Consider the following 13,681-nt stretch of genomic DNA (forward strand, 5'->3'; position numbering starts at 1 on the left):
GTCCGGGCGTCGCCGTCAGCGCGTCACGTCCTCGCCGAAGTACTTCTCCGAGATCTCGGCGAGCGTCCCGTCCTCCGCGAGGGTCGCGAGCGCCTCGTCGATGCGCTCCTTGAGCGCGTCCGCCCCCTTCGGCAGCGCGAACGCGCTCTGCGAGGTCTCCTCGGTCTCGACCGCGACCTCGAGGCCCTCGGCCCCGCCCTCCTGCTGGGCGTCGAGGAACGTGAGCTTGTCGTTGATCGTCGCGTCGACCCGGCCCTGCTGGACGAGCGCGGCGGCCTGCGCCCAGCCCTCGACGGCCTCGATCGTCGCACCCGACTCCTGCGCGAGCGTGTACCAGTTGCTCGTGAGCGACTGCGCGGTCCGCTTCCCCGCGAGGTCGTCGAACGACGCGATGTCGGTGTTGCCCTCGGGCACCACGATGACGCCTGTCGAGACGGTGTACGGCGTCGAGAACGTGTACGCCTCCTCGCGGTCCGGGGTGATCGAGACCTGGTTCGCGATGACGTCGAACCGCCCGGCCTCGAGGCCCGCGAAGATCGCGTCCCACTGCGTCTCCTCGAACTCGACCTCGACGCCCAGCTCCTCGCCGACGGCGCGCGCGACCTCGACGTCGAACCCGGTGAGCTCACCCGCGCCGCCCTCGTGGAACGAGAAGGGCCGGTACGTGCCCTCGGTGCCGACCGTGAGCGTGCCGGAGTCGAGCACCTGCTGGAGCGAGTCGTCCCCGCCACCCGTCGCGGGGCTCGACCCGGAGCCGGCCTCGGGCTCCGCGGAGGAGCACGCGGCGAGGGACAGGGCGACGGCGGAGGTGACTGCGGCGGTCCGGATCAGGGCGTTCATGCGCATGATCCGATTCGACCACACGCGCGCGGCACGCGCCGTGCGTGCCCGCGCGACGCTCACGTGCCGCTCGTCACGTCGCTGCTCGTCGGCTCCGTGAGCGCGGGCGCCGTCGCGTCGGGGCGCGGGACGACGAGCAGCCGGGCCCCGCTCAGATCGACGCGCAGCGTGCGGGCGTCGGCGGCGAACCGCAGCACGACCTCGGTGCAGCCGCGGCAGCGCACGACGAGCGCGGGGGCGTCGGCGTAGACGTCGTGCGCGGCGAGCGCCGCCGTCCCGCCGCAGTGCCCGCACGTCGCGGTGGCGGTCGTCAGGTCGATCGCGAAGAGCTCGCTCAGCGGCCCGGCGGCGGCGTTGCCGTCGAGCCGCCGGTCAGGCGACGTCGGTCCCATCTCCACCTCCGCTGTCCGCGGTCGCGCCGAAGCGCTCCGTCCTGATGTCCGACGCGTCGTGCCCGAGGGTCACGAGCGTGGCGGCGACGTGCTCGACGAACGAGGTCGGTCCGCACACGAGCACGTGCGGCCGGTCGGTGGCGGGCACGGTGTGCGCCGCGAGCAGCGCGGCGTCGATCCGGCCGGTCGGCCCCTCCCACCCGGGCGGCGCGCCGCCCGTGAGCGTCACGGTGACACCGGCACCGGCGGGCGGGCGGTCGAGCTCGGCCCGCCCGACGAGGTCGTCGAGCGTCCGCGCGGAGCACAGCACCCGCACCGGCCCCCGCCGTGCGTCTGCGCCGGTCTCGGCGAGCATCGCGAGGAACGGCACGATCCCCGAGCCGCCGGCGACGAGCTGGACCGGGCGACCGTCGTCGGGCGGCAGCACGAAGTACCGGCCGACCGGGCCGCGGACCTCGAGCAGGTCGCCCGCGCGCAGCTCGTCGGTCAGGTAGGGCGAGACCTCGCCGTCGTCGAGCCGCTCGACGAGGAGCTCGAGGCGGCGCTCACCGTCCCACGCCGTCGCGATCGAGTAGCTGCGCTGCGCTGTGTAGCCGTCGGGCGCGGTGAGCCGGACGTCGAGGTGCTGGCCCGCGAGGTGACCGGGCCAGTCGGCGGCGTCGAGGCGGAGGCGGGACGCGCGCGGCGTCTCGCGCTCGACCCCGAGCACCCGGGCCGCCTGCCAGGTCAGTCGCCCGCGTAGCGCTGCTCGCGCCATGGGTCCCCCCGGTCGTGGTAGCCGAACGTCTCCCAGAACCCCGGCTCGTCCTGCGCCGTGAGGGTGATCCCGCGGAGCCACTTCGCGGACTTCCACAGGTACAGGTGCGGCACGAGCAGCCGCGCGGGGCCACCGTGCTCGGGCGTGAGCGGGGCGCCGCCGTACGTGTCGACGACCCACGCCTTGCCGCCCGTGAGGTCCGCGAGCGGCAGGTTGGTCGTGTACCCGCCGTCGCTGAACGCCACGGCGTGCTCGGCGGTCGTGCGCACGTCCGCGAGGAGCGTGTCGACGGAGAAGCCGGACCACCGCGTGTCGAGCTTGGACCACGACGTGACGCAGTGGATGTCGACCGTGACCTCCTCGCGCGGCAGCGCCTGGAGCTCCGCCCACGTCCAGCGGCGCACCTCGTCGACGAGCCCCTGGACGGTGAGGTCCCAGCGGTCGAGCGGGGTGTGCGGCGTCGGCCCGGCGGACAGCACCGGGAAGGTCGAGCCCGCGTCGTGCTGACCCGGGGGCAGCCGCCCGGGCGTCTCCTGGCGGCGTCGACCGCCGAACCCGCGCGACACGATCGCCATGCGTGCCCTCCCTCGCTCGGGCCGCGTGAGGCGCCGTGGTGCGGAGCCGGCCGGGTCCCGGTGCAGGTCACGGCCGTGCGCCCAGGATGTCAGCGCTCGGCGCCCGGCACCAGGGGTCGGGCACGGCGAGCCGGGGGCACCGGACCGTCGCCCCCGGACCGCCGTCAGGCAGCCGCCTCCTCGCGGACCACGACCAGCGCCTGCCCGGGGCCCACCTGGTCGCCCGGGGTGACGGCGACCTCCACGACGACGCCCGGCGCCGACGCCGTCACGGGCGCCTCCATCTTCATGGCCTCGAGCGCGAGCAGGACCTGCCCGGCTTCGACCCGGTCGCCCGGTGCCACGTCGACCCGGAACACCGTGCCGACGAACGGCGCGTCGACGCTCGCGCACCCGGCCGGGAGCGCGGCCGCGGGCGGGGCGACGGCGAGGGCCGGCTCGGGTCGCGGGTCGAACTCCCCGGCCGCCTCCCACGCGGCCCGCTCGTCCGCGAACGCCGCCGACTGCCGCGCCTGGAACTCCTCGATGGAGCCGGCCTCGTCGCGCAGGAAGCGCTCGTGGTCCGCGAGCACGAACTCGCCCTCGTCGATCCGCACGTCGAGCCGCCCGGCGGCCATGTCGGCGCGCATGTCGAGCAGCTCGTCGGCCTCGACGGGGAACCACCGGATCCGGTCGAAGAACCGCAGCAGCCACGGCGTCCCCGGCTCGAACGGGCCGCGCTGGCGGTGCGTGTCCCAGACCTGCACGGTGCGCCCGACGAACTGGTAGCCGCCCGGGCCCTCCATGCCGTAGATGCACAGGTAGGCGCCGCCGATCCCCACGGCGTTCTGCGGGGTCCAGGTCCGCGCCGGGTTGTACTTCGTGGTGACGAGCCGGTGGCGCGGGTCGAGCGGGGTCGCGACGGGGGCACCGAGGTACACGTCGCCGAGCCCGAGCACGAGGTACTCGGCGTCGAACACGGTGCGGTGCACGTCGTCGACCGAGCCGAGGCCGTTGATCCGGCGGATGAACTCGATGTTCCACGGGCACCACGGGGCGTCGTCGCGCACCCCCGCCATGTACCGCTCGGTCGCCTCGCGCGTCGCCGGGTCGTCCCAGCTGAGCGGGAGGTGCACGGTGCGGGACGGCACGACGAGGTCGCTCGTCGGGGGCAGCCCGTCCTCGGCCTCCTGGACGAGGTCGAGCATCGTGCGCAGCGGCAGCACGTCGGGGTCGAGGTGCACCTGGAGCGAGCGGATCCCGGGCGTGAGGTCGACGACGCCCGCGCGCCCGTCGGCGGAGATGCGCTCCGCGAGCGCGTGCACCCGCAGGCGGGTCGCGAGGTCGAGCTGCATCGGGCCGTACTCGATCAGCAGGTTGTCGTCGCCCGAGCGCCGGTACGTCACCGCGGGGCGGTCCGCCGACGCGTCGAGCCGGCCGAGCACGCCGCCGTCGTGGTGCGCGCGGCGGGTGGGCACGGGCACGCTCAGCGGAGCCTGCCGCAGGGACTCGGCCTGCGGCTCGTCGACGGGCACGAACTCCACGGTGTCGCCCGGCCGCAGCTGCCCGAGCTTCCAGAGCTGACCCACGGCGACCGTCGCGGGGCACGTGAAGCCGCCGAGGCTGGGTCCGTCGGGGCCGAGCAGGATCGGCACGTCGCCCGTGTAGTCGACCGCGCCGACCGCGTACGGGGTGTCGTGGATGTTCGACGGGTGCAGGCCCGCCTCGCCGCCGTCGGGCCGTGCCCACGTCGGCTTCGGACCCACGAGCCGGACGCCGGTGCGCGCCGAGTTGAAGTGCACGGACCAGCGCGCGGCGTAGAACTCGGTCACGTCCCCGGGCGTGAAGAACTCCGGCGCCGCGTGCGGGCCCTCGAGCGCGCCGATCCGCCACGTGTCGGTGAACGCCGGGCGGCCGTCCGCCGGGACGCCGGCGGGTGCGGGCGCCGCGGCGTCGGGTGTCCCGAGCGCGAGCAGGTCGCCGGGCCGGAGCGGACGGCCCGTCGCGCCGCCGATCTCCCCGAGGTCGAACGTCGCCGCCGAGCCGAGCACCTGCGGGACGTCGAGCCCGCCGCGGACCAGCACGTACGCCCGCATCCCGGCGCTCGCGGTGCCGACGTCGAGGACACCGCCCGCGGGCACCTCGACGGGCTCCCACTGCGCCACGGGCTCGCCGTCGAGCGTCACGGGCGTCGGCGCGCCCGCCACGAGCACCGTCGCCGGGGTCGCGAAGCGCAGCGACGGTCCCGTCATCGTGCACTCGAGCCCCGGTGCGCCCTCGGGGTTGCCGAGCGCGCGGTTGCCGAGCCGGAACGACAGGTCGTCCATCGGGCCCGACGGCGGGATGCCGACGTGCCAGTACCCGGTGCGCCCGGGCCAGTCCTGCACGGTCGTGAGCATCCCGGCGCGCAGGACCTCGACGCGCGGCGAGACGTCGCGCACGTGCGCGAGCGTCGCGGTCGTGTGCGTCGCGGCGAGCACGTCGCCGTCGCGGGCGATCGAGCGCAGCAGCCCGACGTTCGTCGCGACGCCGTCGACCCGGGTCGCGGCGAGCGCGTCGCCGAGCGCGGCCCACGCGGCGGAGCGGTCGTCGCCCGCGACCACGACCTTGGCGAGCAGGGGGTCGTAGTGGGTGCTGACCTCGCTGCCCGCCTCGACCCACGTGTCGACGCGCACGCCCTCGGGCGTCCGCACGCACGTGACCGTCCCCGCGCTCGGCAGGTGGTCGTGGTCGGGGTTCTCCGCGTAGACCCGCGCCTCGACGGCGTGACCGCGCGCGACGAGCGGGGTCTCGACCACCGAGATGTCGCCCTGCGCGAGCCGCAGCATCCACGCGACGAGGTCCACCCCGTACACCGCCTCGGTGACCGGGTGCTCGACCTGCAGGCGCGTGTTGACCTCGAGGAACGCGACCTCCTCGCGCTCGGCGTCGTAGACGTACTCGACGGTCCCGGCCGAGCGGTAGGCGACCGACGCGCACAGGTCCCGTGCCGCCGTCGCGATCGTGCTGCGCACGTGGTCGGGGAGCGCCGGCGCCGGGGCCTCCTCGCAGACCTTCTGGTTGCGGCGCTGCAGCGAGCAGTCGCGGTCACCGAGCGTCACGACGGTGCCCAGCCCGTCGCCGAACGCCTGCACCTCCACGTGCCGCGCCGCCGTGATGAGCCGCTCGAGGAAGACCCCGGCGGTCCCGAAGCTTGCCCCCGCGACGCGGCGCACGGCCTCCCAGGCGGCGACGAGGTCGTCGGGCCCGTGGCACGCGCGCATGCCGATCCCGCCGCCACCGGCCGTCGCCTTGAGCATGACCGGCCACCCGATGGTCTCCGCGGCGGCGAGCGCCTCGTCGAGCGTCGCGAGCAGGCCCGTCCCCGCGAGCATCGGGACGCCGACGGCGCCGGCCGCGTCGCGCGCGGTGTGCTTGGACCCGAAGAGCTCCAGGTGCTCGGGGCGGGGGCCGACGAACGCGACGCCGGCGGCCTCGGCGGCGCGCGCGAAGCCCGCGTTCTCCGAGAGGAACCCGTAGCCGGGGTGGATCGCGCCCGCGCCGGTCGCGAGGGCCGCCTCGACGATCCGGTCGCCGCGCAGGTAGCTCTGCGCGGCGGGCGCGGGTCCGAGCAGCACCGCCTCGTCGGCGAGGTGCGTGTGCGCGGCGCCGGCGTCCGCCTCGGAGTACACCGCGACCGTGCGCAGGCCGAGCTCGCGCGCGGTGCGCAGGATGCGGACGGCGATCTCACCGCGGTTCGCGACGAGCAGCGTGTCGAACGTCATGGCTCAGTCCTCGCTCGGGGTCGGGTCCGTCACGACCATGCGGACGGGCGTCGGGTCGAAGCCGTTGCACGGGTTGTTGACCTGCGGGCAGTTGGAGACGACGACGAGCACGTCCTTCTCGGCGCGGAGCGTGAGGCTCAGGCCCGGCGCCGAGATGCCGTCGACGATGCCGAGCGCGCCGTCGGGGTCGACCGGCACGTTCATGTACCAGTTGATGTTCGAGACGAGGTCGCGCTTGCCGAGCCCGTGGCGGCCGCCCTCGGCGAGGAAGTTCTCGACGCACGCGTGCTGGTTCGCGGTGTGGTGGCCGTAGCGCAGCGTGTTCGACTCCTTCGAGCACGCGCCGCCGAGCGTGTCGTGGCGCCCGCAGTCGTCCGCGACGAGCGTCATCATCGGCGCGTGCTCGCAGTCCCGCAGCACGCTGCCCGTCGTCAGGAACACCGAGCCCTGCGCCTGGATCGTGTCCGGTGCGCTGTACCGCAGCGCTGTGTCGTGGGCGTCGAACGCGAGGAAGTCGACCGCCTGGTTGCCGCCGAGGTCGACGATCGTCAGCAGCCGGCCCCGCCGCACGACGGCGGACCACGGGGCGCGCGCCGGGACGACGGCGTCGAGCACGACGGCGCCGACCGCGGCGGGCGGGAGGTCCGCCGCGGGGAGCGGTGCGACGTGCGCGGGTGCGCCGGAGGGCTGGGCGGGGGTCTCGGTCGTGGTCATCGGGCTGCTCCTGCCGTCGGGCGGGCGGTGCGGGTGGCGAGGGACGCGGCGGTGTTGGTCAGCGCACGCCGGCCCTCGGGTGTCGCGTCCCAGCGGGGGTCGGTCGGCGCGGTCGGCTCGCCGCGCCACGCCACGACCTCGAGCGGCGTGCAGGTGAAGCGCTCGCGCGCGTCGAGCGGGTGCGCGGTGTTCGCGACCAGGAGGACCAGCGCGGTCTCGGCCACGAGCGTCACGTGCGCGCCGGCACCGGCCGAGCCGTGGTGGTGCGGGGCGCCGTGCTCGTCGACCCGCACGCCCTGGAAGAAGGAGAGGCTCGGCGGCAGGTCGCGCCGCGTCAGCCCGTGCTTGGCGGCGGCGAGCGCGAAGAGCTCGCGCCCGGCGGGGGAGGGCCCGTGCGCCGCGCCGTCGCCGTACCGGGCCTCGTTGCGCGCCCTGGTGCTCGTCCCGAACAGCGTGTCGTGGTGCCCGGAGGTGTCCTCGACGACGCTCGCGAGCGCCCGGCCCTGGTCCGAGAGCAGCAGGTGCCCGGTGGTCAGGTAGACCTGCCACTGGACCTTGACGGTGTCGGCGACGTTGAGCCGCTCCCACGGCTGCGCGGCGTCGTACGCGAGCAGGTGCGCGCAGGCGTCGCCGTCGAGGTCGGTGAGCCGCACGTGCGTGCCGCGCGCGACCGACAGGTGCGTGTACCCCCCGCCCGCGACCGTCTCGGCCCACACGAGGTCCTCGGGTGCGACGCCCTCCGGTGGCGTCGGCCAGGCGCTCGCGGGCAGGACCGGGCGGGCGCGGACCGCACCGGCGGCGGCGGCCTCCTGCGCGCGGGCGTGCTCCCGTGCTCCCGCGGTCGTGGACGTGCTGGATGCCGTCATGGCGGCCCTCCCGGTGGTTCCTGTCGGCTGACAGGAACACAGTGCGAGGCCCGCGTTCCCCCGCGGTCACCGGCGTGTGTCCGGGGCGTAAACCCTCGTGCCGGGCAGCCGTCAGGCGCGCGGGCGCTCTCCCGACGTGCGCTCGACCCGGGCGAGCCCGTCCTCGTCCCAGCCGAGGACGCGCAGCACCGAGCGCGCGACCGTCGTGACCAGCGCCTCGCTGTCCGGGACGGCGTGCGCGCCGCCGTCGGCGCCGACCGCGGGGTCCTGCCCGGCCCCGACCGTGGCGTCCTGCCCGCCGCTCGGCTCGCGCCCGCGCACGCCGATCACGCTCTCCACGAGCCCGAAGACGACGTCGGTGAGCACATCGAGCGGCCCCAGCGCCGCGCCCGGTGCGGCCGCCTGCTCGACGAGCGTCCCGTACGCGTCGCGCAGGCGCGTGCGCTGCGCCCGGAAGTCGGCGAAGCGCTCCGCCCGGACCTCGGGCAGCAGGTACAGCGCGCCGACGTTGGCCGGCGCGTCGAGCAGCAGGCGGCAGTCGACCGTCACGAGCTCGTGCAGCCGGACCGCCGGGTCGCCGTCGTCCGCGAGCAGGCGCTCCGCGGCGTCGAGCGACGGGGCCACCGTCCGGCTCAGGAGCTCCGCGAGGATGTCGGCCTTGCTGGCGAAGTGGTAGTAGAGCGACGCCTGCCGGATCCCGACGGCCGCGGCGATCGCGCGGGTCGACGTCGCGTCGTAGCCGCAGTCGACGAACAGCTGGGCGGCCGCGCGCAGGATCTGCTCGGGGGCGGGGAGGTCGGGGTGGGCCGAGACGCCGACGCGGGGGCGGCCCTTGGCCGGTGCGGGTGCCACGGTCGCCATGCTAGGTGCAGCCGCGAGGCGCCCCGGCGGCTGCGGCGGCGGCCGCCTGCGCCACAGCCGGGCCGGTGGTGCCGGTGAGGGCGTTAACACGCTTGTTTCGTGGCGGCAGCACCGCCGACACGGCTCGGGTGGTCAATGTTCCTGTCACTTGACAGGCACACGTCCCCCGGAGGACCCATGATCATCGCCGGTGTCGGCCTCAGCGTCCTCGCAGTCGTCCTCGTCGGGATCGTCGTCGCCCGCAAGGTCGACGGCGACAGCGCCAACTACCTCGTCGCCGGCCGCCGCCTCGGCACGCCGCTCGTCGCCGCGTCGCTCATGGCGGCCGCCGTCGACTCCAACGCGACGGTCGGCAACACCGACCTCACCGCCTCGTTCGGCTTCTGGTCCGGGGCGTCGCTCGCCCTCGGCCTCGCGATCTGCCTGCTCCTCACCGGGCTCTTCCTCGCCCGGCCGATGAACCGCATGGGCCTGTTCACGCTGGCCGACTTCTACCGGCTCCGATACGGGCGCGGCGTCGAGGTCGCGTCCTCGGTGCTGATGATCTTCGCGTTCGCGATCCTCATGGCCGGCAACCTCGTCGCGTGCGGGTACCTGCTCGAGCGGTTCCTCGGGCTCGACTACACGCTCGGGGTGCTCCTCGCCGTCGCGCTCGTGCTCGTGTACACGGTCGGCGGCGGCATGTTCTCCGACGCGTACACCGCCGCGATCCAGATCGCGATCACCGTGGTCGCGACGGTCGCGCTGCTGTGGTGGGTCGGCGCGACGATCGGCTTCGAGATCGCCGAGGGCATGGGGCCGTTCGACCTCGGCCAGCTCACCTCGACCGACCAGGGCGCGCCGATCAACTGGGCGACGCTCGTCGCGCTCGGCATCGGCGACATCGTCGCGATCGACTTCATGCAGCGGATCTTCTCGGCGAAGAGCCCCGACGTCGCCCGCCGCGCGTGCCTCACCGGGGCCGCGGGGACCGCCGTCGTCGGCGTCGCGTACGCGCTCGTCGCCCTGAGCGCCGCGTCGGTGCTCGGCCTGTCGATGGACGACGGCCCGGTGCTCTTCCAGCTGCTCGACGACCACGCGCCGACCGGCCTGACGATCCTCGTGCTCTCGGGGATCGTCGCGGCGTCGTTCTCCACCGCGTCCGGCGCGATCCTCGCGACCTCCGCGGTCGCCGTGCGCAACATCCTCGGTGTCCGCCGCGTGGTCGACGCCGGTCCCGACCCGCTGCTGCGCTGGACCCGCGTCGCGATGGTCCCGGTCGTCGTCGCCGGGGTGCTCGTCGCGCTGCAGGTCGCGCAGACCGGCATCCTGCTCACGCTCGCCTTCGACCTGATGCTCGCGGGGCTCGTCGTGCCGTTCCTGCTCGGGATGTTCTGGAAGCGCGGCGGCACGCGGGCGGCGGTCGCGGCGCTCGCCGTCGGCCTCACGGTGCGCCTCACGCTGTTCGTGCTGACGCCGACGATGTACGGCGTGCCGAACGACGTGCTGCACGTGCCGAACTCGCTCGTCGACGCCTCGTTCGACGGGTGGCCGACGTTCTACGGGGCCGCCGCGTCGCTCCTCGCCTACGTCCTCGCGGCGCTCGTCTGGCCGCGGACCGCGACCGAGGAGGCGTGGGCGGTCGCGGACGGCCTGCCGTCCGAGGCGGGTACCGGCGCCACGGCGGAGGTGGACGCCGAGCCCGCACGCGAGGCGTCGGCTCCCGTCACCGCCTGAGCGCGCAGCCGCGCCGGCGCGGTGCCGGCACGGCTCGCATCCGGGTCCGGCCGCCCGCTTCCACACCGGTCCTCCGTCCGCTCCCGACGCGACGACGGGCGGGTCGGCACCTCCCGGTGCCGGCCCGCCCGTCCTTCAGGTGCTCACGTCAGCCCGCGGGACCTGTCCCGTCGCGAGGGCCCGTGAGGCTCAGGGTGACCTCGCGCCTCAGGAGGCGATGCAGGTCACGCGCGGCCAGGTCCAGTCGCCGCCGTGCATCACGGTGAAGCCGAAGCTCGTGGTCTGACCCGCCGCGAGCGTGCCGTTGCCGGCCGGTCGCATGGTCATGACCTTGCCCGAGCTGTCCCAGCTGGGTGTACCGCTCCAGGTCGAGGTGATGCGCTGTGCCTGGCTGACCGTCACGGTCGACGTCCAGCCCGTGATCGCGCTGTTCGCCCGGATGGTGACGACCCCGTTGAAGCGGTCGCCCCACTTCTGGCCCTCCGAGTACGTCGCGGTGCAGCTGCCCGTGCCCGTGACCGGGGGAGTGGTCGTGGTGGGCGTGGGCTGCGGCGTCGTGGGGTTCGGCGTCGGGTCCGGCGTCGTGGTGCCGCCCGCGTTGAGCGCGTTGAGCGTCGAGGTGTAGGCGGCCTTCTTGTTGCCCGAGCCGTCGAACAGCAGCGGGGTCCCGCTGGCGCGCCAGGAGTCGGTGTCCCGGACGCCCCAGACGGTCACGCCGGTGCAGCGCGCGACCGAGAGGCAGGCCTGGTGCACGCCCGCGTACTGCTGGGCCTGCGAGCTGCCCGAGCCCTCGATGTCGAGCTCGGTGATCTGGACGTCGACGCCGAGCGCGGCGAAGTTGCGCAGGGTCACGTCGTAGTTCGACGGGACCGGGTTGCCCGAGTTGAAGTGCGCCTGGAAGCCGACGCAGTCGATCGGGACGCCACGCGCCTTGAAGTCACGGACCATGGTGTAGACGCCCTGCGTCTTGGCGTGGCTCCAGTTGTCGGTGTTGTAGTCGTTGTAGCAGAGCTTGGCGGCGGGGTCGGCGGCCCGGGCGGCGCGGAACGCTGCCTCGATCCAGTCGTTGCCCGTGCGCTGCAGGTTCGAGTCACGGCGCGCGCCCGACGAGCCGTCGGCGAAGGCCTCGTTGACGACGTCCCAGGCGTAGATCTTGCCCTTGTAGTGGGTCGCGACCTGGGTGACGTGGTTGAGCATCGCGTTGCGCAGCTGGGTGCCGGACATGTTCTGCATCCAGCCCGGCTGCTGGGAGTGCCACGCCAGGGCGTGCCCGCGGACCCGCTTGCCGTTCTGCAGCGCCCAGTTCACGATCCGGTCGCCGCTCGCGTAGCTGAACTGGTTCTGCGACGGCTCCGTCGCGTCCATCTTCATCTCGTTCTCGGCCGTGATCATGTTGAACTCACGGTTCGCGATGGTCGTGTAGGTCGAGTCGCTGAGCCTGTTCGCCGCGATCGCGGTGCCGTAGTAGCGCCCGCTCTCGGCGGCGGCGGCCTGCAGCGTGCTGCCGGCTCCCTGGGCGGGGAGCGTGGCGCCCGCGAGGGTCACGGCGAGCGCGGCGACGAGGACGGCTCCCGTCCGGCGGCGGTGGGTCGAGCTCGGGGGGCGGAGCCCTGATCGGTTCATCGATTCCTCCATCTGTACCGCCGGGGACGACGATGACCCCGGCGGGGACGACAGAGTTGTGCACGCTCACAATTCCCGTCAATAGCCGCGAAAGTTGCGACAACGAGGTCAATAGGCGCGCGCAGGACGGTGGGAGCCTTCTCAGGGTCTGTGACCTGCGCAGTTACCTGACCTGCGGAAAGAGTCGCCTAAACGATTTTTGTCGCGAACTCCTGCGCTACGAAACTGTCGCAACGCAACGCGGCCTGCGGTTCGGTCGTCGGACGACGTGCTGTGCCGGGCGCGGCGGGTGCGCCCGGTGGGACCGGTCGGACCGTCAGAGCGACCCGTCGCCCGGCTCCGACCGGCCGGCCGCCTGCACGGCCGCGTCGACCACGTCGTCGCCGCTCACGAGCTCGAGCACGAGCCCGATCGTCGACGCCTCGTCGAGCAGCGACAGCAGGACCGCGGCGACGTCGTCGCGCGGGACCGAGCCGCGGCCGACCCTCGGCTCGAGCCGCACCCGGCCCGTCCCGGGGTCGTCGGTGAGCCCGCCGGGGCGCAGCACGGTCCAGTCGAGCGGACGGCGACGCACCTCGTCCTCGGCCGCGGCCTTCGCGCGCAGGTAGGCGGCGAAGACCTCGTCCTCCACGGCGTCCGCCTCGTCGACGCCCATCGACGACACGAGCACGTACCGGCGTACGCCCGCGAGCACCGCGGCGTCCGCGAGCAGCACCGCGCCACCGCGATCCATCGAGTCCTTCCGGGCCGACCCGCTGCCCGGACCGGCGCCCGCCGCGAAGACGACCGCGTCGGCTCCCGCGAGGTGCGCCGCGAGCTCCTCGACGCCCGCGCGCTCCAGGTCGAGCACCACGGGCACGGCGCCGTCGGCGCTCACGTCCGCTGTGTGGTCGGGGTTGCGGACGAGCGCGACGGGCTCGTCCCCGCGGGCGGACAGCAGACGGGACAGGCGGCGGGCGATCTGGCCGTGGCCACCCGCGATGACGGTGCGCATCCCGCCACGCTATGCCGGGCCTGCCTGCCGTGCGCGGCGGTGGTCCGCCGGTGCGGCACGATGGTGCAGGTGGACCCCGAGCCAGCCGCACCCGTCGAGCCTCTCTCCCTGCGGGCCGACTGCGCGCGGTGCGCCGGCCTGTGCTGCGTCGTCCCGGCGTTCGTCGCGTCGTCGGACTTCGCGTTCACCAAGCCCGCCGCGACCCCCTGCCTGCACCTGCAGCCGGACGCGCGCTGCGGCATCCACGCCCAGCTGCGCGAGCGCGGCTTCCCGGGGTGCACCGTGTACGACTGCTTCGGTGCCGGCCAGGACGTCGTCCAGCTGACCTACAGCGGCCGGGACTGGCGGTCCGCCCCGGCAGTCGCCGAGGAGATGTTCGCGGTGTTCCCCGTCGCGCGGCAGCTCCACGAGCTGCTCTTCTACCTCACGGCGGCGCTCGCCCTCCCCGGCGCCGCTCCCGTGCACGCCGAGCTCGCCCGCCACCTCGCCGAGACCGAGCGGCTCGCGCGGTCCGAGGCGCCGGTGCTGCGGCTCCTCGACGTCGGGCCGCACCGCGACGCCGTCGCCGCGACGCTGCGCCGGGCGAGCGCGCTCGTGCGC

11 protein-coding genes and 1 pseudogene are annotated in these 13,681 nt (G+C 74.6%); 2 read left to right on the forward strand and 10 right to left on the reverse strand.

Annotation, left to right across the window (positions count from 1 at the left end; translation table 11 throughout):
• Nucleotides 1-15 precede the first annotated feature (15 nt).
• The 8 genes from AB6N24_RS12785 to AB6N24_RS12820 form a co-directional block, all read right to left on the reverse strand.
• Nucleotides 16-846: an amino acid ABC transporter substrate-binding protein gene (locus AB6N24_RS12785; RefSeq protein WP_412869781.1), complete on the reverse strand. Its 831-nt coding sequence runs from the start codon at nucleotides 844-846 to the stop codon at nucleotides 16-18.
• Between the two features lie 53 nt (nucleotides 847-899).
• Nucleotides 900-1,232 (reverse strand): DUF6510 family protein, encoded by a 333-nt coding sequence (locus AB6N24_RS12790; protein WP_412869782.1) that lies wholly within the window; start codon nucleotides 1,230-1,232, stop codon nucleotides 900-902.
• Nucleotides 1,213-1,989: a ferredoxin reductase gene (locus AB6N24_RS12795; RefSeq protein WP_412869783.1), complete on the reverse strand. Its 777-nt coding sequence runs from the start codon at nucleotides 1,987-1,989 to the stop codon at nucleotides 1,213-1,215. The genes AB6N24_RS12790 and AB6N24_RS12795 overlap by 20 nt, the downstream gene beginning before the upstream one ends.
• A complete protein-coding gene (locus AB6N24_RS12800; protein ID WP_412869784.1) occupies nucleotides 1,959-2,564 on the reverse strand; it encodes a sulfite oxidase-like oxidoreductase in 606 nt (201 codons plus the stop codon). Before AB6N24_RS12800 ends, AB6N24_RS12795 begins: the two co-directional genes overlap by 31 nt.
• 164 nt (nucleotides 2,565-2,728) lie before the next feature.
• Entirely contained in the window at nucleotides 2,729-6,307 is a 3,579-nt protein-coding gene (gene uca / locus AB6N24_RS12805; RefSeq protein WP_412869785.1) for an urea carboxylase, read from the reverse strand.
• A gap of 3 nt (nucleotides 6,308-6,310) precedes the next feature.
• A complete protein-coding gene (locus AB6N24_RS12810) occupies nucleotides 6,311-7,021 on the reverse strand; it encodes an urea amidolyase associated protein UAAP2 (RefSeq protein WP_412869786.1) in 711 nt (236 codons plus the stop codon).
• Nucleotides 7,018-7,887, reverse strand: coding sequence for an urea amidolyase associated protein UAAP1 (locus tag AB6N24_RS12815; protein WP_412869787.1), 870 nt, complete (start codon nucleotides 7,885-7,887; stop codon nucleotides 7,018-7,020). The genes AB6N24_RS12810 and AB6N24_RS12815 overlap by 4 nt, the downstream gene beginning before the upstream one ends.
• A 111-nt stretch (nucleotides 7,888-7,998) precedes the next feature.
• On the reverse strand, nucleotides 7,999-8,739 hold the full coding sequence (locus AB6N24_RS12820) for a TetR/AcrR family transcriptional regulator (protein ID WP_412869788.1): 741 nt from the start codon (nucleotides 8,737-8,739) through the stop codon (nucleotides 7,999-8,001).
• Nucleotides 8,740-8,925: 186 nt separating this feature from the next.
• Here AB6N24_RS12820 and AB6N24_RS12825 point away from each other — a divergent pair, with 186 nt between their 5' ends.
• Nucleotides 8,926-10,464, forward strand: a complete 1,539-nt coding sequence (locus tag AB6N24_RS12825; protein WP_412869789.1) for a high affinity choline transporter 1 — start codon at nucleotides 8,926-8,928, stop codon at nucleotides 10,462-10,464.
• 207 nt (nucleotides 10,465-10,671) lie between these two features.
• Here the strand turns inward: AB6N24_RS12825 and AB6N24_RS12830 are convergent, their stop codons facing one another.
• Both AB6N24_RS12830 and AB6N24_RS12835 read right to left on the reverse strand, forming a co-directional pair.
• The gene (locus AB6N24_RS12830; RefSeq protein WP_412869790.1) at nucleotides 10,672-12,087 is read right to left on the reverse strand and encodes a glycoside hydrolase family 10 protein; all 1,416 of its coding nucleotides are present in this window, start codon (nucleotides 12,085-12,087) and stop codon (nucleotides 10,672-10,674) included.
• A gap of 316 nt (nucleotides 12,088-12,403) precedes the next feature.
• Nucleotides 12,404-13,081 (reverse strand): SDR family oxidoreductase, encoded by a 678-nt coding sequence (locus AB6N24_RS12835; protein ID WP_412869791.1) that lies wholly within the window; start codon nucleotides 13,079-13,081, stop codon nucleotides 12,404-12,406.
• Nucleotides 13,082-13,150: 69 nt separating this feature from the next.
• On the opposite strand from AB6N24_RS12835, the pseudogene AB6N24_RS12840 reads away from it, so the two are divergent.
• A pseudogene (locus AB6N24_RS12840) lies at nucleotides 13,151-13,681 on the forward strand (pentapeptide repeat-containing protein); the annotation flags it as partial.

The sequence above is a fragment of the Cellulomonas jepli genome (genome assembly GCF_047229345.1).
Taxonomy (GTDB): Bacteria; Actinomycetota; Actinomycetes; order Actinomycetales; family Cellulomonadaceae; genus Cellulomonas_A.